General features: G+C 66.3%; 15 protein-coding genes. 5 read left to right on the top strand and 10 right to left on the bottom strand.

Features of this window, described 5'->3' with window-relative positions; genetic code table 11:
- Positions 1 to 8: 8 nt before the first annotated feature.
- Both ACZK4Z_RS02005 and ACZK4Z_RS02000 read left to right on the top strand, forming a co-directional pair.
- Positions 9 to 524, top strand: coding sequence for a hypothetical protein (locus ACZK4Z_RS02005; RefSeq protein WP_293796371.1), 516 nt, complete (start codon positions 9 to 11; stop codon positions 522 to 524).
- A gap of 75 nt (positions 525 to 599) precedes the next feature.
- A complete protein-coding gene (locus tag ACZK4Z_RS02000) occupies positions 600 to 1,160 on the top strand; it encodes a queuosine precursor transporter (protein ID WP_293796369.1) in 561 nt (186 codons plus the stop codon).
- 351 nt (positions 1,161 to 1,511) lie between these two features.
- Here the strand turns inward: ACZK4Z_RS02000 and glnE are convergent, their stop codons facing one another.
- Positions 1,512 to 4,307 carry a bifunctional [glutamate--ammonia ligase]-adenylyl-L-tyrosine phosphorylase/[glutamate--ammonia-ligase] adenylyltransferase gene (glnE, locus tag ACZK4Z_RS01995; protein ID WP_253144917.1) on the bottom strand — a complete coding sequence of 932 codons (2,796 nt, stop codon included), beginning with the start codon at positions 4,305 to 4,307 and terminating at the stop codon, positions 1,512 to 1,514.
- Positions 4,308 to 4,691: 384 nt separating this feature from the next.
- On the opposite strand from glnE, the gene ACZK4Z_RS01990 reads away from it, so the two are divergent.
- Positions 4,692 to 6,206 (top strand): acetyl-CoA hydrolase/transferase family protein, encoded by a 1,515-nt coding sequence (locus ACZK4Z_RS01990; protein ID WP_012509864.1) that lies wholly within the window; start codon positions 4,692 to 4,694, stop codon positions 6,204 to 6,206.
- A 162-nt stretch (positions 6,207 to 6,368) separates the two neighbouring features.
- On the opposite strand, the gene hglS is transcribed toward ACZK4Z_RS01990, so the two are convergent.
- The 9 genes from hglS to ACZK4Z_RS01945 form a co-directional block, all read right to left on the bottom strand.
- The gene (hglS, locus tag ACZK4Z_RS01985) at positions 6,369 to 7,733 is read right to left on the bottom strand and encodes a 2-oxoadipate dioxygenase/decarboxylase HglS (RefSeq protein ID WP_293796367.1); all 1,365 of its coding nucleotides are present in this window, start codon (positions 7,731 to 7,733) and stop codon (positions 6,369 to 6,371) included.
- Positions 7,734 to 7,898: 165 nt separating this feature from the next.
- Positions 7,899 to 8,387 (bottom strand): hypothetical protein, encoded by a 489-nt coding sequence (locus ACZK4Z_RS01980; protein WP_049400073.1) that lies wholly within the window; start codon positions 8,385 to 8,387, stop codon positions 7,899 to 7,901.
- 31 nt (positions 8,388 to 8,418) lie between these two features.
- A complete protein-coding gene (locus ACZK4Z_RS01975; RefSeq protein WP_478451147.1) occupies positions 8,419 to 9,171 on the bottom strand; it encodes an HAD family hydrolase in 753 nt (250 codons plus the stop codon).
- Positions 9,172 to 9,266: 95 nt separating this feature from the next.
- Complete coding sequence (locus ACZK4Z_RS01970; protein ID WP_004139214.1) at positions 9,267 to 9,677, bottom strand: EF-hand domain-containing protein; 411 nt, start codon at positions 9,675 to 9,677, stop codon at positions 9,267 to 9,269.
- A 232-nt stretch (positions 9,678 to 9,909) separates the two neighbouring features.
- Positions 9,910 to 10,281 (bottom strand): hypothetical protein, encoded by a 372-nt coding sequence (locus ACZK4Z_RS01965; protein WP_032968343.1) that lies wholly within the window; start codon positions 10,279 to 10,281, stop codon positions 9,910 to 9,912.
- Between the two features lie 211 nt (positions 10,282 to 10,492).
- Positions 10,493 to 11,206 carry a M15 family metallopeptidase gene (locus tag ACZK4Z_RS01960; protein WP_164079975.1) on the bottom strand — a complete coding sequence of 238 codons (714 nt, stop codon included), beginning with the start codon at positions 11,204 to 11,206 and terminating at the stop codon, positions 10,493 to 10,495.
- Positions 11,139 to 12,689 (bottom strand): serine hydrolase domain-containing protein, encoded by a 1,551-nt coding sequence (locus ACZK4Z_RS01955; RefSeq protein ID WP_478451145.1) that lies wholly within the window; start codon positions 12,687 to 12,689, stop codon positions 11,139 to 11,141. The genes ACZK4Z_RS01960 and ACZK4Z_RS01955 overlap by 68 nt, the downstream gene beginning before the upstream one ends.
- Positions 12,690 to 12,716: 27 nt before the next feature.
- Complete coding sequence (locus ACZK4Z_RS01950; protein WP_293796350.1) at positions 12,717 to 15,716, bottom strand: TonB-dependent receptor; 3,000 nt, start codon at positions 15,714 to 15,716, stop codon at positions 12,717 to 12,719.
- 51 nt (positions 15,717 to 15,767) lie between these two features.
- On the bottom strand, positions 15,768 to 17,258 hold the full coding sequence (locus ACZK4Z_RS01945) for a transglutaminase-like domain-containing protein (protein ID WP_293796348.1): 1,491 nt from the start codon (positions 17,256 to 17,258) through the stop codon (positions 15,768 to 15,770).
- A gap of 132 nt (positions 17,259 to 17,390) precedes the next feature.
- On the opposite strand from ACZK4Z_RS01945, the gene ACZK4Z_RS01940 reads away from it, so the two are divergent.
- Together ACZK4Z_RS01940 and ACZK4Z_RS01935 are read left to right on the top strand one after the other, a co-directional pair.
- The gene (locus tag ACZK4Z_RS01940) at positions 17,391 to 18,827 is read left to right on the top strand and encodes a C40 family peptidase (protein WP_293796346.1); all 1,437 of its coding nucleotides are present in this window, start codon (positions 17,391 to 17,393) and stop codon (positions 18,825 to 18,827) included.
- Positions 18,828 to 19,922, top strand: a complete 1,095-nt coding sequence (locus tag ACZK4Z_RS01935; RefSeq protein ID WP_293796344.1) for a dipeptide epimerase — start codon at positions 18,828 to 18,830, stop codon at positions 19,920 to 19,922. It abuts the gene before it with no gap.
- The last annotated feature ends 290 nt before the right edge of the window (positions 19,923 to 20,212 follow it).

Below are 20,212 nucleotides of genomic sequence, written 5' to 3'. Positions count from 1 at the left end.
AGGTCTCCATGTTCCGTTGCCTGCGCGTTCCCGCCACTGCCCTGCTGCTTTCGGCGCTGGTGGTGCCCACCGTCCATGCCGGCGCCGCGCCGCAGTTGAACAGCGGCCAGACCAGCGTGCTGGTCACGTCGCTGATCGTGCTGTCGATTCCGTTGGCCACGTCGATGGGACTGGCCGAACTGTCCAAGGCCCCGTTCAAGGCCAGCGAGCGCAACGGCAAGGTCGCCGCACGCACGCCGGCGGTGCCGCTGCCACCGATGGAAGTGAAGCAGGTCGCCACCACGCCAGCCGGTGATCGCCAGGTGCACCTGCAGGTGCCCGGCAAGGCCGACAAGACCGCAACGCTGCAATGGCCGGCGGCTGCAGGCGATGATCCGATTGCCGGTTTCGTCGTCGGCCAGCAGGTGCGCTTCGACCCGACAGACGCGGGTGCCGGCTGGACCGTGAAGAGCGCGCAGGGCCAGGCGCTGGCCTATGTGCCGACCGCCTATGCCGCCGGCGATGTGATGAGCGAAACGCTGTAAAGCTGAACGGCCGGTTTTGGCATTGCCGCGAGCCGGGCGGATAATGGGGGATTACCTTTGTCCCCCTGGCTCGCCATGTCCGTGCGTCCTGCCCCTGTGTTTGCCCCGTTGACCGCTCGCGCCCTGGTGCTGGCGGTGCTGGCCATGGGCGCGGTGGTGCTGCTGTCCAACGTACTGGTGCAGTACCCGATCAACGATTGGCTGACGTGGGGTGCTTTCAGTTACCCGGTCTCGTTCCTGGTCAGCAACCTGATCAACCGCCGCTTCGGCCCGGGCCCCGCCCGCCGCGTGGCGTGGATCGGTTTCGCGGTGGCGGTGCTGCTTTCGATCTGGGTGGCCACCCCGCGCATCGCCATTGCCTCGTGCTCGGCCTTCATCGTGGCCCAGCTGCTGGACATCACCGTGTTCGACCGCCTGCGCCGTGGCAGCTGGTGGCGCGCACCGATGGTGGCCACCACCTGCAGCGCCACGGTGGATACCACCATTTTCTGGTCGATCGCGTTTGCCGGTTCGACCCTGCCGTGGGTGAGCTGGGCTGCCGGCGACCTGGCGGTGAAGCTGGCGATCGGCGTCTGCCTGCTGGCCCCGTTCCGCGCGCTGTTGTGGAAGATGGCGCCGCTGCGCACCACCAGCTGACCGCCGTTGCTCTGGTAGGTGCCAACCTTGGTTGGCACGCTGTTGCCGGGGTCATGAACGCTGACGGATTGCGCCAACCAAGGTTGGCACCTACCAACAGCAGGCCAATGCTCAGATCATTGATCCGGCGGGCCATCGCAGGGCCATTGATCCGGTAGTCGCCAACCTTGGTTGGCGCTTTGCATTCATGCCAACCAAGGTTGGCATCTACCAACAGCGGGTCATCGCCGGCCATTGATCCGGTGGGTGCCGACCGTTGGTCGGCACGCCCTGCAGAACTCATCGCTGCCGACAGATGGTGCCGACCAACGGTCGGCAGCCACCCAAAGTTGTTGCAGCATTTGCACCCACTCAGGCGAACGGCAGCTCCGCGGCGATGCACGCGGCGGTAATCGCGGCACATGCCTCTTCAATCGCGGGCGTGGTCGGTGCCAGTCGTGGACGTCGATCCAGCGTGCAGGCCAGCCCAACATCCAGCAGCGTGGCATGTGCTCCGTGCAGCGCCTGCGCGGTGTCTTCCGGCAGGAATTCCGCAACCGCCAACGCATCGATCAATGACGGCGTATCGCGCGGCTGCAGCAGCGCCGCATGCTGCGCACTGCGCGCCAGCACACCGGTCTGCAGCAGGAACTCCAGGTCCACCACGCCGCCAGCACCCTGCTTCAGGTCCAGCCGCGCGGCATCGCTGCGGTCCAGTTCGGTGCGCATGCGGCCGCGCATCTTCAGCACGTCCGCGTACAGCACACCCGTGTCGCGCTCACGCCCAAGCGTCTGCGCACGCACCTGCTCGAAGTCGGCCAGCAGGCTGGCATCGCCGGCCACGCCACGCGCGCGCACCAGTGCCTGGTGTTCCCAGGTCCACGCGCGTTCGCGCTGGTATTCGGTGTAGCTGGCCAGCGAAGACACCAGTGAACCCTTGCCGCCATCCGGGCGCAGGCGCACGTCGATGTCGTACAGGCGCCCGGCGGCGGTCACCGCACCGAGCAGCGCCATCACCTTCTGCGCGAGGCGCGCATACCAGCGTCCCGGCTCCAGCGGACGCGCGCCATTGCTGGCATCCACGCCGGCCGGGTTGTCGTGCAGGAACACCAGGTCCAGATCGGAACCGAAGCCCAGCTCAAGCCCACCAAGGCTGCCGTAGCCGATGATCGCGAAGCGCCCGCCGGGAATCTCGCCGTGTGCGGCATGCATGTCCGCTTCGGCCATCGCCAACACGGTGACCACCACGGCCTGCGCCAGCTCGGCCAGTTGCCGGGTGCTGTCCACCGCACCCTGGCGGCCATCCAGCGTGGCCATCGCCATGCGGAAGCTGAGTGCCAGCCGCGTTTCATTGAGCCAGCGCAGTGCGGATTCGGGATCCTCCACTGCCAGTACCTGTTGGCACTCCGCCAGCATGCCGGCGGCATCGGGCATCGGCCCGGACACGCGCACGTCCAGCAGTTCGTCCAGCAGCAGCGGATACGCCGCCAACCGTTCGGCCAGCAGCGCGCTGCGCGCCAGCACGTCCACCAACCGCGCCAGTGCGCTGGGCTGTTCGTCCAGCAAGGCGAGATAGCTGGTCCGGCGCAGCACCGCCTGCAACAGGCCGAGCACGCGCTTGAGCGCGGCATCCGGCTGCGGCGAACGCGTGGCCGCATGCAGCAGCGCGGGCAGTACGCGATCCAGCCGCGCACGCGCGGCATCGGACAACGACTTCACGCCGGTGCCCTGGGCGAAGTCGCGCAGCGACTGGTCAGCGCCGTTGGCATCGAGGAAACCGGCTTCGGCCAGCAGCGGTGCGTTGCTGCCTTCGGGCAGGCTGCGCCAGTAGTTGGCCAGCGCATCGGGCGCGGCCTGGCCCTTGCGCGGTGCCAGCAACGCGGCGAATTCGGTACTGACCCGCTGCTGCTGCACGGCCAGTGCCGCGCGCAGCACCTCCCAGTCCGGGTAGCCGAGCCCAACAGCGATGCGTTCGCGGTCAAGTGCGTCGCTGGGCAGCACGTGAGTCTGCGCGTCACGCAGCATCTGCAGGCGGTTTTCCAGGCGCCGCAGGAACAGGTAGGCCTCGCGCAGCGCGCTGCCATCCTCGGGCGCGATCTGCCCGGCGGCCACCAGTGCGTCCAGCGCCACCAGCAGCCGACGCTCGCGCAATGCCGGTTCGCGACCACCGCGGATCAGCTGCAGCGCCTGGCACAGGAATTCGATCTCGCGGATGCCACCGGCACCGCGCTTGATGTCGTCGTGCAGTTCGCGGCGTGCGACTTCAGCGGTGATGGCCGCCTTCATTTCGCGCAGGCCGTCTAGCGCGGTGAAATCCAGGTAGCGGCGGTACACGAACGGGCGCAGGGTCTGCAGCCACGCCTCACCGGCCTCGATATCGCCGGCCACCGCGCGCGCCTTCAGCCAGGCATAGCGCTCCCAATCACGGCCCTCGCGCTGGAAATACTGGTCCATCGCCGCGAACGAGAGTGCAACGCGGCCGGCGCTGCCGAACGGACGCAGGCGCAGGTCGACGCGGTGGCTGAAGCCATCGACGGTGGTTTCATCCAGCAGCTTGGCCAGGCGCTGGCCGAGACGGGCGAAATATTCTTCCGCCGCCAACGGACGCGGTCCATCGGATTCACCGCCCTGCGGATAGGCGTAGACCAGATCCACATCGGAACTGAAGTTGAGCTCGCCACCGCCCAGCTTGCCAAGGCCGAACACCACCAGCTGCTGCGGGATGCCGTGTTCATCGGCGATGACGCCGTGACGCTGGGCGAATTCCTGCTGCAGGGCGTCCAGTGCCAGCCGCAGGCAGTCCTCGGCCAAGGTGGTGGCACCGGCGAGGGTCTGCGGCACGTCGTCGAGGCCGGCCAGGTCACGCCAGATCAGCCGTGTGGACATTGCCGTGCGCCAGCGCCGGATCTGCGCCGGCCAGTCGCTGGGCTGCAGAGGATCGAGCACCGGCGCCGGGATCGGCGGGCAGCCGGGCGCGGCCAGCTGTGCCAGCAAGGCCGGTTGCCGCACCAGGGTGTCCAGCGCGAAGTCGCTGCTCACCGCCAGCCGGGTCAGCAACGGCAGCAGGTTGGCCGGGATGGGCTCGGGCAGGACCTGGGCCAGGCGCGCCAAGGCGCGGTCGACAAGAGGCTGCAGGGTGGCGGGCAGGTCAGCGGTGGCGAGGCTCATGGGCTGATTGTATCGACCCGGCCGGGACGCAACGGACCCGGTAGTGCCGGCCGCTGGCCGGCAGATCCGACGATCCTGCCGAAGATTACTGGGGTTGCCGGCCAGCGGCCGGCACTACCGATAATGGAGACCGCGTATTCATACTGGACGACAGGCAATAAAAAAGCCCGCTTGCAGCGAACTGCCAGCGGGCTCTGCTCCCTCCCCCACGTCGGGATGCAGGTCCATCGTGCGGGCTGCGAAAGCACTTTGCACGCTGCACTGCAAAACAAAACCGGCGGGTTTGGGTGACCCCTGCGGGAAAAGCCATTCCACGAAGGTAGAACCCCCCGTACGGATGAGGATGGCCGATAATCGGAATTCCCCCCAGCAACACGTGTCGTCATGTCTGTTGATCGCATCGCCAACGCGCGTCTTCGTGACCGCGTGGTCTCCGCAGAGGCCGCAGCCGCGCTGATCCAGCCCGGTGAAACCGTGGCCATGAGCGGCTTTACCGGCTCCGGGTATCCCAAGGCCGTTCCCGTCGAACTGGCCCGCCGCATCGAAGCGGTGCATGCCCAGGGCCAGCCCTTCCAGATCAGCCTGATGACTGGCGCCTCCACCGCGCCGGAACTCGATGGCGCGCTGGCCAAGGCCGATGGCATCGCCATGCGCATGCCGTTCCAGAGCGACCCGGATGCGCGCAACCGCATCAACGAGGGCAAGCTGGATTACATCGACATCCACCTCAGCCACGTGGCCCAGCACGTGTGGTTCGGTTTCTATGGCGAGATCGATACCGCCGTGATCGAAGTCTCGGCCATCCGCGAAGACGGTTCGCTGGTGCCCTCCACCTCGGTCGGCAACAACAAGACCTGGCTGGACCTGGCCAAGAAGGTGATCGTCGAGGTCAACGAATGGCAGCCGGCCGGCGTCGACGGCATGCATGACATCTACTACGGCACCGCGCTGCCGCCGCACCGCAAGCCGATTCCGCTGGTGAACGCCAACGACCGCATCGGCGACACCGCGCTGCGCTGCGACCCGGACAAGATCGTGGCCGTGGTGCGCACCAACGGCCCGGACCGCAACAGCCCGTTCAGCCCGATCGATGCGACCAGCGAGCAGATCGCTTCGCACCTGATCGAGTTCCTCAAGCATGAAGTGAAGAAGGGCCGTCTGCCGCCGAACCTGCTGCCGCTGCAGTCGGGCGTGGGCAATATTCCGAACGCGGTGCTGGCCGGCCTGGCCAAGAGCGGCTTCCGCGACCTGGCCGCGTTCACCGAAGTGATCCAGGACGGCATGCTCGACCTGCTGCGCGACGGCGTGCTGAGCTATGCCTCGTGCACCGGCTTCGCGCTGAGCCCGCAGGCCAACGAGACGTTCAAGGAGAACATCGATTTCTACCGCGAGCGCATCATCATGCGCACGCAGGAGATCTCCAACCATCCGGAACTGGTGCGCCGCCTCGGCTGCATCGGCATGAACGGCATGATCGAGGTGGACATCTACGGCAACGTCAATTCGACGCACGTGATGGGCACGCGGATCATGAACGGCATCGGCGGTTCCGGTGACTTTGCCCGCAACGGTTTCCTGTCGGCGTTCCTGAGCCCGTCCACCGCGAAGAACGGCACCATCTCGGCGATCGTGCCGATGGCCAGCCACGTGGACCACACCGAACACGACGTGTCGGTGATCGTCACCGAACAGGGCCTGGCCGACCTGCGTGGCCTGACCCCGCGCAAGCGTGCGCAGGTGCTGATCGACAACTGCGCGCACCCGGATTTCCGCCCGCAGCTGCAGGACTACTTCGACCGTGCCAGCCGCGAGAGCTACGGCAAGCACACCCCGCACCTGCTGCCGGAAGCGCTGTCGTGGCACCAGCGTTGGCTGGATACCGGCACGATGAAGGGCTGAGACCCGCTTTTGTAGAGTCGAGCCATGCTCGACTGCTTTCCTGGGCAGCCGAGCATGGCTCGGCTCTACAGAGGGCAGCGCCATGACCCCAGGCACGGACATCGGGTAGAGCCGGCCGCTGGCCGGCTCCCCAGAACAGCCGGCCAGCGGCCGGCTCTACCTTCACGCGGTGCGCAGCGCCGCCAGCGATTCGGCCTGCAGCCGCTCGTAGATCTCGAACTCGTCATTCACCGCCACGCCCAGCGCCTGCTCGAAGGCTTCGCGGTTGGCATGTGCGGCATAGGCACGCTGTTCTTCACCGCCCAGGTTCGACTGGAAGATGCCCGCGGCACTGACCGGCAGGAAATCCTCGTAGACGATCGGGTCGGCGGTGGCCAGGCCGGCGGCCACCAGCACTTCGGCGGGCAGATCGGCCACGCGCTCCGGCGCGGCGCGGCCGGCATCGGTCAGCTGGTAGCGGTAATAGCCCAGGCCTTCCTGGCGCAGCGTGTCATGGTCATCCGGGAAGCTGGCGAACACCGCCTGCAGGCGCTGGCCGTAGTCGCCGCCGGTGCTGCCTTCGCCACCGGCATCGCGTGCCTGCGACAGCAGCTGGTCGTACAGCGCGCGGCCCTTCGGGGTCAGCGCAAGGCCACGCTGTTCGATCTCGCCGAAGCGCGCGGTGTGGGTGCCGGCATCGCCCCCTTCGCTGTCCGGGAAATGCACGGCTTCTTCCAGTGCCTTGAAGCTGGTCTGGCGCAGCAGGATCGGGCAGGCACGGCGCGGCGGGCCTTCGATCACCGCCTTGGCGGCCATGCCGTGTTCGATCATCGCGGCCTGCGCAGCATCGATATCCAGCGTACGCGGCGTCAGATGGTTGATGTGCGGGCCACGGAAACTGACCACGTCGGCCACCAGGCGATGCGCGTTGTGCAGCGCATGGTAGGTCGGCAGATCGACGGTGGCATCGCCATGCCAGCGGAAGGTTTCCAAGGCTTCGTCGACAAAGCGCCCGGCATCGGCCTGCGACAGCCCGCCGTCACGCTCAGCCTGGTCGATCAGCGCCAGCGCGCCGTCGGTAAAGATGCGGCGGCGCGCAAGGATCTTTGCCGATTCGGCACGCAGCGCTTCGTCTTCGATCAGCTCCAGGCGCAGCAGCGAGGTGAACACGCGGAACGGGTTCTGCGCCAGTGCGGCACCAGTCAGCGGGCGGAACGCGGTGGAATGCACCGGCACACCGGCCACGGACAGGTCGTAGTAGCCCACCGGGTACATGCCCATCACCGCGAACAGGCGGCGCAGCGTGGCCAGTTCCTGCACGGTGCCGACCCGGATCGCGCCGTGGCGCTCTTCATCCAGGCGCGCGCGCTCGTCGTTGCGCTGCAGCTGCGCGGCCAGCGCAGGGTCCTGGTCAAGCACCTGCGCGTTGATCCGCTCCACCAGTTCCACCAGCGTGCCGTACAGCGGCACTTCGGTGCGGTACATGCGGGACATGGCCTGCGCGAACAGGCGGCGGATCACATCAGGCGAAACGAAAGAGGCGCTCATCAGTCACTCGATTACGGGAACGGGGAACAGCTCGAACCCGTATTGTCGCCGGAGCGCGGGGCCGCGGCGATATGCAGAGCAACATGAAGGAAATCGGTAGTGCCGGCCGCTGGCCGGCAACCTCGGGATGCATGGAATGATGCAGTTGCCGGCCAGCGGCCGGCACTACCGCTTGAGCTGGCGCCTCAGGGTGGCATCCAGGGTGATCGGCCGGTCCCAGTGCTGGTAGCTGGCCACGATGGCATGGCGCACGGCGCGGTAATGCAGATTGTCCGGCTTGGCCGGCATGCGCTTCACCACCGCCTCCCAGCCGCCCTCCGGGTCCTGGCTGAAGGCGCGCACGCTGTCGCGGCAGGTCTGGCCGCTGGCCTTGGCCCAGAAGCAGGCGAAGTAGATATCCCCGGCCTGCCAGCCATGGGTGGTGAACAGCGCGCTGATGTAACCGCGCGGCACCTCGGCATAGCGCGACACTTCGTCGAGGAAGGCGTCGGGGTAGCGTTCGGCGTAGTGGTTGATGTCCTGCAGCTGGGCATCGACCCAACGGTCACCGGTTTCCACCGTGTAGGCCGCCGAACGCTCGGCGGTCTGCTGGGCCAGCACGGTGGCCGGCACCAGCAGCAGGGACAACAACAGCGCGCGCAGTCGGACGTTCATGCCCCGATTCTGCCGCAGCCGCCGGGTCCTGTCAGGCCGCCGCCGAGGCCTTGGCCTCGATCGCCGCCAGTGCGGCCGGCCAATCGTGGGCAGTGTCGGCGGTGACCATGCGCGGTTCGTCGTCGGCCACGCCGTGCTGGGTCTCGTGGGCCCAGGTCACTGCATACGGGGTATGCACGCCCCAGCCGCCCAGGGTCACCACCGGCTCGATGTCCGAGCGCAGCGAGTTGCCGACCATCACGAAGCGCTGCATCGGCAGGTCGAATTCGGCCAGCACGCGGGCGTAGGTTTCCGGGTCCTTCTCGGAGACGATCTCGATGCGCGGGAACAGCTCGGCCAGGTTGGCGACCTTGATCTTCGCTTCCTGGTGGAACAGGTCGCCCTTGGTGATCAGCACCACCGGGTAGTGCTCGGCGATGGCCGCCACCGCTTCACGCACGCCGTCGATCAGCTCGACCGGGTGGCGCAGGGTGTCGTGGCCGATCTCCAGGATGCGCTGGATTTCCTTGGCCTCGATGCGCTGGCCGGTGATGTCGATGGCCGCTTCGATCATCGACAGCGTCATGCTCTTCACGCCGTAGCCGAAGGTACCCAGATGGCGCTGCTGCACTTCCAGCAGGTGGCGCGCGGTCTGCGTGTCATGCACATCGACGTAGCGCGACAGCAGGTCAAGATAATCCTGCTCGGCCTTGCGGTAGTAGTCCTCGCTCTTCCACAGCGTATCGTCACCGTCAAAACCGACCAGGCCGATGGCGCGCGACGGCGCAGGCGTGGGGGTGTTCATCGCACAAGGATACAGGGGTGCTGGTGACGATAAAAACCCGGGCGGCCGCAGCCGCCCGGGTCCCCATGCACCGGTCTTCCCGAATCAGGCGTGGATCAGCGGCCCTGCGCCGCGCCGGCACCTGCACCGGCCTGCTGGGCGGCCACGTAGGCCTTGTACTCGTCGGCGCTCAGCTCGCCGTCCTTGTTGGTATCGGCCTGGTCGAACACCTGGGCCAGGCCTGCGTTCACCTGCGCCTCGGTCTTGCTGATGGTGCCGTTGCCATCGGTATCGATGCTGGCCCAGGTCTGGCCACCGCCATTGGCCTGTGCCGAAGCCGCTGCGGCCGCGTTGGTCGCCTGGTCAGCCGCCTGCCCTGCCTGTGCCGCCGACTGCTGCGCCTGCGCGGCCTCATTCTGTGCCTGCGCGGCCTGCTGCTTGGCCGACTGGGCCATCGCCGGAATGGCCAGCACGCTGCCGGCGGCGACGATCAGGGCGATCAGGGGCTTGCGGTTGCGAATAGTCATCAGGGGTGTCTCCTACCAATTGGGTGGTGTTGCGCGGCGTGTTGTCTCCGCACGGCACCTACCCTGCCACCGCGTTTCTGAATCGATTTTGCCTCGCGACCGGCGTCAACACGCACGATTAACCACTCGCCTACGCGCATGCTTTAGCGCGGTGGTTAGCATGAAGTGAGTGGCTCATAAGCTGCGCATTCAGCGCTGCCTGATTTAACCGGCAGCGAACGAAAAACCTGCGTCAGTCGACGTTCTGAGCCGATGACCGCGAACTGAACACCACCCAGCCGAGGGCAACACCAGCGAGCGCGCCGGCGATTTCCAGCACCACGCGGCTGCCGAGTTCGTTCGGATCGTGGATGGTGGCGAGGAAAAGACGCGCATACAGCGGCGACTCCAGACGCACGATGCCCATGTAGAACAGCTTCCAGGCATCGATGCCGGCGGAGATGATCACGGCGATGACGCAGGACCAGCCGATCGCGTGGCCGACCGTCCAGTGCAGGAGCCGGCACAGCTGCGACCACAGGAAGTACACCAGCAACCCGACCAGCAGGGCGATGGCGCCCGCTTCGAGGGTACCGAGCAGGCCGAAGTGCAGGGGAAGGTTCATCGGGTGGGCAACGGTGGGATGGCGGCCAGTGTAAGGGATCTGCCTCGGACCCAATCCGGTAGCCCCGATAGATCCACGCCATGCGTGGATGAAATCTCCATCGAAATCGAATACTCCGATGATTGAACGAAAGGCGTCCACGCATGGCGTGGATCCGCCGTGTCGACCAGGGTCGACACCTACCAACAGCAGCGACCCTCTGCCGATATCCCTACCGCACGGGAACGTCGTATGCGGTGCCCGGGTCCGGTTCGGGCTGCAGGGTGTAGTGCCACCACTCCTGCGGATAGTTGACGAAACCACGGCGTGCCATCGCCTGCACCAGCTGCTTGCGGTTCGCCTGCTGCGCAGCGCTCAGCCCGCTCGTCTGCGTATGCGCGCGTGGCCCGAAGAAATCGAAGTCGGTACCCATGTCCATCGGCCTACATGCACCACTGCCGCAATCCAGCAGCCCCAGATCCACCGTGGCACCGCGACTGTGGCCGGAGCGCTCGGCGATGTAGCCGTCGGCCAGCAGCCGTGGCTTGTCCAGATCCGGGTACTGCAAAGCCTTGCGCGAGCGCTCGCGCGGATCGTTCACCCAGGCCATGAAGGCCTGCACCGAGCGTACCGGGCGATAGCAGTCGTAGAGGCGCAGGCCAAAGCCATCCGCGCGCAGGTCCTGTTCCACCTGTGCCAGTGCCTTCGCCACCGGCGCCAGCAGGTAACAGGACGGCGCCTCGTAACCCGGCACGCGCGCGCCGGTGAAGTTGTTGGCGCCGGCGTAGCGGATGTCCATCTCGATGCCTGGCGACAACGTGCGGATCTCCACGAATCCGGCGCTGGCGGCATCAGTGGCCGGCGAAACACGCGGCGGCTCAGCGGCGCTGGCGCTCGCTGCCAGGGCAGTCGCCAGTACGAGTGAAATGCAGGTCCTGGAAGTCATAGCTGAAGTCGATGTCCGGGTCGATGGCACGCAGGTCCAGTGTGGGCGGCGCACCGTCACCGGGCTGCAGCCAAGCCTGTGCGTCTTCGCCCAGCGTATCCCAGCGCAGCAGCCAACGCCCCTGCAACTGCAGCACCGTGGCCTGCAGCCGGGGCGACTTGTCCACGCTGAAGCGCAGGCCGTCCGCGCCCGGGCACAGTGAGGCCGGGCCCAGCCACGGATCGCGGTAACGGCCCTGCCAGTGCGGCAGATCCGTGCGGCTCGTCTCCTGCGCCGCAACAGTGGACGGCCGCGAATGACCGGTCGCCGCCCGCGTTGCCTTGTCTGCCTTCAATTCGGCCAGGTACTCCATCGCAGGCCGCGCATCGTCCGCTGCGGTGAAGCGCTTCAGCGCGGCCTGCATCAACGCGGTACGCGCATCCTCGCCTTCGCCATTGATCAGCATCACCACACCCACCTTGCGGTCGGGCAGCAGCGCCAGCGACGAGTACATCCCTGACAGCGTGCCGGTGTGTGCCACCTTCCACTGCCCATCCATGTCAGAAACGCGCCAGCCATAGCCGTAGCCGTAAAAATGCGCGTTGTCCCAGCGCCGCTGGCGCTCACCCAGCGGCATCGGCATGTGTAATGTCCACAACGTGCGGCGCTGTTCACTGTCCAACCAATCCGGCACCACGGCAGGATCAAGCAGTACCTGCATCCAGCGCGTCATGTCGCGCAGCGAACAGCGGATGCCTCCTGCCGCCATGGACGGCAGGTCCGGGCTGATGGCACCGTCAGCGTTCACCACCTCATTGCGATCACGACGCCAGGCATGTGGCTGCGCGACGTTGCCTACGCGCTTCACCGACCAGGCCCCCACCTGGCAGCGCGTCATGCCGAGTGGTTCAAACACCTGCTCGCGCATCAACTGGTCGTACGATTTGCCACCCGCCGCAGCGGCCACTTCGCCGGCCACCACGTACATCAGGTTGTCGTAGGCATAGTGGCTGCGGAAGCTGCTGACCGGCTTCAAGTGCGCCAGTCCGGCAATGATGTCGGCGCGGGTGAACGTGTTCGGTTCCGGCCACAGCATCAGGTCGCCAGCGCCCAGGCCGAGACCGCTGTTGTGGATCAGCAGATCGCGCACCTGCATCTGCCGGCCCACCCATGCGTCATGCATGCGGAAACCGGGCAGGTGCCGCTGCACTGGATCGTCCCAGCGCAGCTTGCCCTGTTGCACCAGCCTCGCCAGCAGCGCCGCGGTCATCGCCTTGCTGTTGGAGGCGATCTTGAACAGCGTGTCCTCGTCGATGCGGACGCCATCACCGCGCGCCCCTTCCGCATGGCGATAGACCACGCGCCCGTTCTCGACTACTGCCATGGCCAGCCCGGGCAGATGCTCGACGCGGACCACGGCGGCGATATCCGCATCGATGGATGCGGTATCGACCGCCGAAGCGGAAGGAACCGCCAAGGCCGCCAGAATCAGCAGGCTGTACATGGACGCCTTGATCTCCGGGACCTCAGCTCAGTAGGCCCAGGTCACGGTCAGCTGCGCATAGCGCGGCGACTGGAAGCCGGTACCGTAGCCATACATCGGATTGGGCGTGCCGATGCTGTCCTGCGGCTCGTAATCCTGGTCCACCGTGACCACGCGCTGCTGGTTCAGCACGTTGTACACCGCCAGTTTCAGACGAAGATCGGTGGGAATCGGCACCTTGTAGGAAACGCTCACATCGAGGTCGTAGGTCCACGGCGTGCGGCCGTCGCCACCACGCGGCGAATGCACGAACACGCGCTCGGACGGCACCGTCGACTGGCAGTTGGACACGCACACGTAGTAGCTGTGGAAGTCGGTGTCGTCGAACGGGTTGCCAGCGCCGAAGCGGGTGATCGGGCTGCCCGACTGCACGCCCAGGGTCGCGGCCACGCTCAGGTTCTCGGTCAACGCGTAGCTGCCACGGAACTTGAACTGGTGGCGGCGGTCGTTGGCCAGGTAGCCATAGCCCCGGTAGTTGACCCACGGGTTGTCGAAGTTCTCGGTGCGGCCGGCATCGGCGAAGTCGGTATCGGAATTCACCGGGCCTTCGGCGTTGCCGCGGCCATAGGCCAGGGTGTACGACGCATTGAAGCCCCACTTGCCGTCCCAGGCCCGGTCGACCTGCAGCTCCAGCGCCTTGTAGTCACGCTTGGGCTTCACCCAGCCGCGCTGGCCCACGTAGTTGCCATCATCGTCGTACAGCGCCCAGCCTTCCTTGGAGGTGTCGATGTCGATCCAGCCATCGTTGCTGCCATCGCAGTTGGTATCGCCCCATACCCTGTTGGTGCGCCCCGGATTGCCCATGATCCACACGCTGTCGATCGCGCCGCATTGGCCGGTAGCGGTGATGTTCATGTCATCGATGGCGTTGTGCAGGCGCCGGTAGGTGACGCTGGCGGCAACCGACCACGACGCGCTCAGCATGTGCTGGAAACCCAGGATGGCTTCATCCTGATAGACCGGGTCCATGTCGCGGTTCACTTCCGCGCGCAGGTCCGGCACGCTGCCATCGCCCTGCGAGTTGTCTACCGGGCCGATCTGCGCGCCCAGGTTGGGAACGTTGTTGCTGGCACCGGTGTAGCCCAGGAACTCATACCAGGTGCGCTCATCGAGGAAGCCACCGGCCTGCTTGATGTTGATGACGTTCGCCACTGGCAGGAAGTAGCGCCCCAGGTTGCCGAACACCTTGGTGGTGCCATCGCCGCGCACGTCCCACGAGAAGCCCAGGCGTGGCGCGACCATGTTGTCGATCTTGATGTAGCTGTCGCCGTCGCCACCCTTGTTGTCGAAGCTCTCCACCCGTGCGCCGATGTTGAGCAGGAAGTTCGGGGTGACCTGCCAGTTGTCTTCCAGGTAATACGCCGAGTTGATGGTCTCGAACGAGCCGGCCACTTCATAGCGGCGCGTGCGTGCCACCAGGCCGCTGGCCGGTACCGTACCGCCATTGAGCGGGCTGCCTGGCGTGCGGTAGTAGATGTCATAACGCAGGCCACCGGGGCCAGGATAGGCGCGCTCGTAATCGGAGGTATTCTCCTCGCGATCCAGGCCGAAGCGCAGCAGGTGATTGCCGATGGACCATTCAAAGTCGGCGCGGGCCGCCTTGCGCGTATCCAGCGCCGATTCCAGCTGCGAGCTGCTGGTGCAGCTGCGGTCACCCTGCAGCAATGGTGGCACGCCTTGGCTGGCCGTTCGGTTGTCTAACACACGGTTGCAGTTCTCGTCCATCAACGAGCTCTGCATGCGGTTGCGCTTGTTCTCGCCATACATCAGCTTCATGGTCAGGTCGTTGTTGACCTGCCAGCTATAGGTACCGGACCAGTTCTTGCCGCCCACCGTGTTGTAGATCTGGTTGCTGCGCTCACCTGCAGCCTGTCCCGTAGCGTAGTCGTAATCGTAGACATCGGTGAGCGTCTTGCTCTTGTCCGAGAAGCCGAACAGCGACAGCATCTGGTTGTCGGTGATCTGCCAGTCGATCTTTCCGCCCCAGAACGGATCATCGGCCTTGCCCTGGCTCAGGCGGGTGCCAGCGTCGTTGGTCGATGTCGGCCGGTAGTCGCGAGCTTCGTACATGCCGAAGAAGAACAAGCGGTCCTGCACCAACGCACCGGACGCGAATACGTTCAGCGCACTGCGACTGTAGTCGTCGCGGCCCGCGGTGATGTAGCGGCTGCCGCTGCCGTCGTAGCGGTCGCGTGCCTGCGATTGCCACGCGCGCGGTTCGAACACCAGCTCGGCGCCCGCCTTGAACTCGTTGCTGCCCGAGCGGGTGACTGCGTTGATGACACCGCCGGTGCTGCGCCCGAACTCCACCGAGTAACCGCCGGTCTTTACCTGGAATTCCTGGTAGAACGAGAACGGTACCGACGAGAAGCCGACCCGGTTGTAGAAGTCGGTAACGTTCAGGCCGTTGATGTAGACGGTGTTCTCGGCCACGGACGAACCACCGAAGGAAATGCCCTGGCCGCCCAACGAGCCCTTGCCCTTCACCGCGCCGGGCGCGAGCAGTGCCACGGCGGTGATGTCACGGTCCACCGGCAGGCGCGAAAGCTCTTCGCGGGTGATGTTCGTGGCCGATTCGGTGGACTTGACATCCACCATCGACACCACCTGCGGTGCACGTACCTCGACCGTTCCCAGCGTGCTGACCGCACCCAGCGGCACATTCACCGTGGTCGCACTGCCAAGGCTGACGGTGACCTGACCAACACGGCTGGCCGCTCCGCCCGGCAGGCTTACGTCCATCTCGTAGGTACCGACCGGCAGCAACGGGATGCGGTAGCTGCCATTGGCGTCGGCCTGCACCGATCGGACGAACCCCGTGGCGGGGTTGCGTACGGAGACCGTGGCACCGGCCGGTACTTGGCCTGCATCGCTCACCAGCCGGCCAACCACCGAACCATCCTGTGCGAATGCGCTGGGCGCGATCATGCCCAGACACGCCCCAAGGGCGACGCACAACGCCGCCCGCTTGATGCTGTAAGCCTTCATCCCCTGCTCTCTCCTGCAAGAATTGAATGGTGTGGAATGCGATGTGTCGCGCTAGCGTTGCCCGGCTGGCAGTACCCGCCACTGGAAGTCGTAGCTCCATTGGTCGAAATACAGGTTGCCGCCTGCCCACTCGGCCTCGCCGCGCTGCGAGTCGACCGTTTCCGAGCGGAAGTGCTGCTTGGCCGGCACCAGGGCCTGGCCGAAATCGTCGTTGAAGGCGATGCGGTAGCCGTCGAGGCCACCCAGGTAGAAATCGCGCAGGGCAGGCACGTCGCTGGCCAGCGCGCCGGTGGTCACATCCATCGGCAGCCAGCCATACGGCGCCAGGTAGACCTGCCCCCAGTCATGCAGGTTGTTGTAGCCGCTGCCATCGTCGGAGAACACCATGCCCGACTGCCAGCGCGCGGGAATGCCGTTCATGCGCAGCAGCGCGATCAGCAACAGCGTCTGCTGGCCGCAGTCGGCATGTCCGGCACGCAGCGCGTAATCGCTGATGTTGCTGATCGTGGAGTATTCGCGCGCACCGGCCCATGGAATGCGATCCACGGCAGCAAACAGCTTGCGCACCACTTCATACGGGCGGGTTTCCCCCTGCAGCACCTGGTCGGAGAACAGCTTCAGTGCCGGCGTGAATCGCACGTGCGGCGGCTGCTCGGCCAGGTAGGGTTTCAGCGCGGGATCGGCCGGTGTCGGCTGCACCTTGGCCGGATCGATCGCGGTATGCCGGGCCAGGATCGTGACCGCGTAGCGGACCTCGAAGCGCGTCGGCTGCCCCGCCACCGCCTTGGCTTCCAGATAGGCCGTGCGCTGCAGGGTGCTGGCTGGCGCCACGCGCGCCTTGCCCGGGGTGCTGCCCAGCCACTGCACCTGCTCCTGCTGGCCGGGTATCTCGCGCGGGTACGGAATCCAGGCGCGTACGGTCTCGCCGGCCGGCACCGCATCGGCTTTCACCGTGAGCGACTGGGTGAATTCAATGCGCTGCGGCAGTACCGACGCCTGGCCACTTTGTTCCGCTGCGGCAAGCACGCGTGCGTGGTGCGCGTTGAGCACCTCGTTCGGGCCCGGCGCCGGCACCGGTGCATCCGCGCGGCGGCGCGCACGTGCCTCGTCGCTGAGCAGGAACAGGTTCGACGGTGCGCGCTTGAAGTACCAGCGCGTGCCATCGATGTCGAGGTGTTCGATCAGTCCAAGCTGGTCCCAGCGTGCGAATTCCTCGTCGGTCAGGTCGGGAATCCAGCGGCGCACGGCAGACTTGGTGGCGGCTTCGTCGAGGGAAAAATCCAGGCGGATGCGGCGCATGCGCTCTTCCTGGAACGCGATGTCGTCGAAACTGACGCCAGGCTCCGCCGCGTCCGCAGCCGACCAGGTGTTCAGTTCGCTGCCGGCTTCGGAGAACCGTCCCGCGTCGATCATCTGCACGACCCGCGCAAACTGGATGGCCGAGGGCGGCGGCTCCGCTCCCGCCGACCACGCGCACAGCAGCAGCGCGGCACTCAGGCAGGCAGCAGCAGGCAGACGCAGTTTGCGAACGGCAGGATCCACAGCGACACTTCCCCAGCGCGGGTGGTAACGGCTGTGTAACACGGGCCGGGAGACCGGTCAATAATTTATTCTTGCTTTCGACGCCGAAAGGAATAAATATTCCAACAGGCATTCGAGGAGGGTGTGCAGCGCATGATCCTGGCTTCCCGCGAACCGCGCCGGCGCTGGCCGCGCCGGTTGACCTTGGCCCTGTGCCTGCTGGCCGCCCCAGCCTTCGCACTCGCTTCCCCGACGCCTGATCCCGGCGCGCCGCTGCCCTATGTGATCGGCCTGCACGAGGCCTACCTCACCCCCCAGTACTGGGCCGCGCGCCTGGACAACGCCGATGTGCCGATCCTGGACCGCAGCCAGATCGAGGCACAGAACGCACGGATGCGCTCACAGGACAGCCACATCCAGGACATCGCCGCACTGCCCGAGCAGCTTGATGCGGCGGCGGTGCGTGCCAGCATCACCTCGCTGTCGAGCTGGCCCACCCGCACTCTGTACAACGACAAGGGCCAGGCCATTGCGCCGGCACTGCGCAGCGCGACTGAAGCCAATCTGGGCCTCCAGTCCATTCCCGCGCAGACGACACCGCAATACGGGCTGGTGGTGAAGCGCGCCGCACTGCGTACCTTCCCCACCCGCGAGCGCGTCTTCAGCAGCATCGGCGACACCGACATCGATCGCTTCCAGGAATCGGCGCTGTTCCCCGGCGACAAGGTTGCCGTGGTCCATCGTAGCGCCGACGGCCGCTGGCTGTTCGTGCACAGCGAGCGCTACAGCGCATGGATCGAGGCCGATGCCATCGCCAGCGGCGACAAAGCCACCGTGCTCGGCTACGGCGCGAAGGGACCGTACCGGATCGTCACCGGCGCCACCGCACAGACCGCCTACACCCCGGAAGAACCGCGCGTCTCGCGCCTGCAGCTGGACATGGGCGTGCGCCTGCCGGTGCTGGCCGACTGGCCGGCGTCAGAGCCGGTGAACGGCCAGCAGGCGCACGCCGCGTGGGTGGTTCAGCTGCCGGTACGCGAGGCCGATGGCCGGTTGAAACTGGTACCGGCGCTGCTGCCGCGCTCGCAGGACACCGCCGCCGCCTACCTGCCGCTGACCCCACGCCTGCTGCTGCAGCAGGCCTTCAAGTTCCTCGGCGAGCGCTACGGCTGGGGCCACGACTACGACACCCGCGACTGCAGCGGTTTCGTTTCCGAGATCTACCGCAGCTTCGGCGTGCTGCTGCCACGCAACACCAGCGCGCAGGCGGTCAGTCCGGCGCTGGATCGCCTGCCGTTCACCGGCAAGGACGGCAAGGCCGTGCGCGACCGCGCCGTCACCGACCTGCAGGTGGGCGACCTGGTCTACATCCCCGGCCACGTGATGATGGCCATCGGCCACGTCGACGGCCGCACCTGGGTGATCCACGATACGGCGGGCGGCAGCTGGTTTGGTGCTGACGGCACGCGCGTGCAGGCCCACCTCAATGGTGTTTCGGTCACCCCGCTGGAGCCGATGATGGCCAGCGACAGCGTCCGCTACATCGACCGCATCACCAACATCCAACGCCTGCGTGCCAAGACCCCCTGAATGAAGATCACTGCCATCGAACTGGGCATGCTGCGCGTGCCGCTGAAAACACCGTTCAAGACTGCCCTGCGCACGGTGGAAACCGTGGAAGACGTGGTGGTGCTGATCCGCACCGACACGGGCAACACCGGCTACGGTGAAGCCCCGGCCACGGCGGTGATCACCGGCGATACGCACGGCTCGATCATCGAAGCGATCCGTCACTTCATCGCGCCGCGCCTGATCGGCCAGGACGTGGCCAACCTCAATCGCCTGTGCGGTCTGGTGCAGACCGCGATGGAGCGCAACACCAGCGCCAAGGCGGCGGTGGAGATCGCGCTGTACGACTTGTGGGCACAGCTGCATGGCGCGCCGCTGTACCAGATGCTGGGCGGCGGCGACCCGGTGATCACCACCGACATCACCATCAGCGTGGACTACATCGACAAGATGGTGGCCGATTCGCTATCGGCGATCGAGCGCGGCTTCGAGTCGCTGAAGATCAAGGTCGGCAAGGACATCGGTCTGGACATCGAACGGGTCAAGGCGATCCACGCCGCCGTGGAAGGCCGCGCCCTGCTTCGCCTGGACGCCAACCAGGGCTGGACTGCCAAGCAGGCGGTGCATGCGATGCGCACGCTGGAAGAGGCCGGTGTGGTGCTGGAACTGCTGGAGCAGCCGGTAAAGGCGGCCGACATCAGTGGCCTGAAGTACGTGACCGACCGCGTCAACACGCCGGTGATGGCCGACGAAAGCGTGTTCAGCCCGAGCCAGGTGATGGACCTGATCCAGCAGCGCGCGGCCGACATCATCAACATCAAGCTGATGAAGACCGGCGGCCTGTTCAACGCGATCCGCATTGCCGACATCGCCGGCATCTACGGCGTGCCCTGCATGATCGGCTGCATGATCGAATCGAGCATCAGCGTGGCCGCGGCGGTGCACCTGGCGGTGGCCAAGAGCGATGTGATCACCAAGGTCGACCTCGACGGCCCCTCGCTGGGCCAGTTCGACCCGGTCAGTGGCGGCGTGCATTTCAATGAATCGGAGATCAGCATCAGCGACGTACCGGGGCTGGGCATCACCGAAGTGCGTGGGCTGGAGATGCTGGGTTGAACCGCGCAGTCGAGCATGGCTCGACTCTACAAGGGCCGTGCTTATCTGATGCCTGGTCGGGCGTTACTTTTCTTTCTGCGGAAAGAAAAGTAACCAAAAGAAACGCTCCGCCGGCCGCGAGCCGACGTGCTGCGCACGTCGGTGCCCTGTGCTCCTCGGTCCGGCGAGGGACGGCGCGGAACTCGCTGCGCTCAGACACCCGCGCCTCTTCGCCCTCGCCGGACCTGCGGTGCTCGGCTCACTTGAAGGCGGACTCAACAGCAGCTCCGGGTAGATCCACGCCATGCGTG

It is taken from the genome of Stenotrophomonas sp. 71799_Sma (assembly GCF_056482505.1).
The sequence above is the reverse complement of the archived record's forward strand: the minus strand, read 5'-3'. Positions and strand labels throughout refer to the sequence as shown.

What these genes read in the sequence shown, in the direction of transcription:
- ACZK4Z_RS02005 (WP_293796371.1), top strand. Translation starts at nt 9, where the DNA reads ATGTTCCGTTGCCTGCGCGTTCCCGCCACTGCCCTGCTGCTTTCGGCG.
- ACZK4Z_RS02000 (WP_293796369.1), top strand. Translation starts at nt 600, where the DNA reads ATGTCCGTGCGTCCTGCCCCTGTGTTTGCCCCGTTGACCGCTCGCGCC.
- glnE (WP_253144917.1), bottom strand. Translation starts at nt 4,307, where the DNA reads ATGAGCCTCGCCACCGCTGACCTGCCCGCCACCCTGCAGCCTCTTGTC.
- ACZK4Z_RS01990 (WP_012509864.1), top strand. Translation starts at nt 4,692, where the DNA reads ATGTCTGTTGATCGCATCGCCAACGCGCGTCTTCGTGACCGCGTGGTC.
- hglS (WP_293796367.1), bottom strand. Translation starts at nt 7,733, where the DNA reads ATGAGCGCCTCTTTCGTTTCGCCTGATGTGATCCGCCGCCTGTTCGCG.
- ACZK4Z_RS01980 (WP_049400073.1), bottom strand. Translation starts at nt 8,387, where the DNA reads ATGAACGTCCGACTGCGCGCGCTGTTGTTGTCCCTGCTGCTGGTGCCG.
- ACZK4Z_RS01975 (WP_478451147.1), bottom strand. Translation starts at nt 9,171, where the DNA reads ATGAACACCCCCACGCCTGCGCCGTCGCGCGCCATCGGCCTGGTCGGT.
- ACZK4Z_RS01970 (WP_004139214.1), bottom strand. Translation starts at nt 9,677, where the DNA reads ATGACTATTCGCAACCGCAAGCCCCTGATCGCCCTGATCGTCGCCGCC.
- ACZK4Z_RS01965 (WP_032968343.1), bottom strand. Translation starts at nt 10,281, where the DNA reads ATGAACCTTCCCCTGCACTTCGGCCTGCTCGGTACCCTCGAAGCGGGC.
- ACZK4Z_RS01960 (WP_164079975.1), bottom strand. Translation starts at nt 11,206, where the DNA reads ATGACTTCCAGGACCTGCATTTCACTCGTACTGGCGACTGCCCTGGCA.
- ACZK4Z_RS01955 (WP_478451145.1), bottom strand. Translation starts at nt 12,689, where the DNA reads ATGTACAGCCTGCTGATTCTGGCGGCCTTGGCGGTTCCTTCCGCTTCG.
- ACZK4Z_RS01950 (WP_293796350.1), bottom strand. Translation starts at nt 15,716, where the DNA reads ATGAAGGCTTACAGCATCAAGCGGGCGGCGTTGTGCGTCGCCCTTGGG.
- ACZK4Z_RS01940 (WP_293796346.1), top strand. Translation starts at nt 17,391, where the DNA reads ATGATCCTGGCTTCCCGCGAACCGCGCCGGCGCTGGCCGCGCCGGTTG.
- ACZK4Z_RS01935 (WP_293796344.1), top strand. Translation starts at nt 18,828, where the DNA reads ATGAAGATCACTGCCATCGAACTGGGCATGCTGCGCGTGCCGCTGAAA.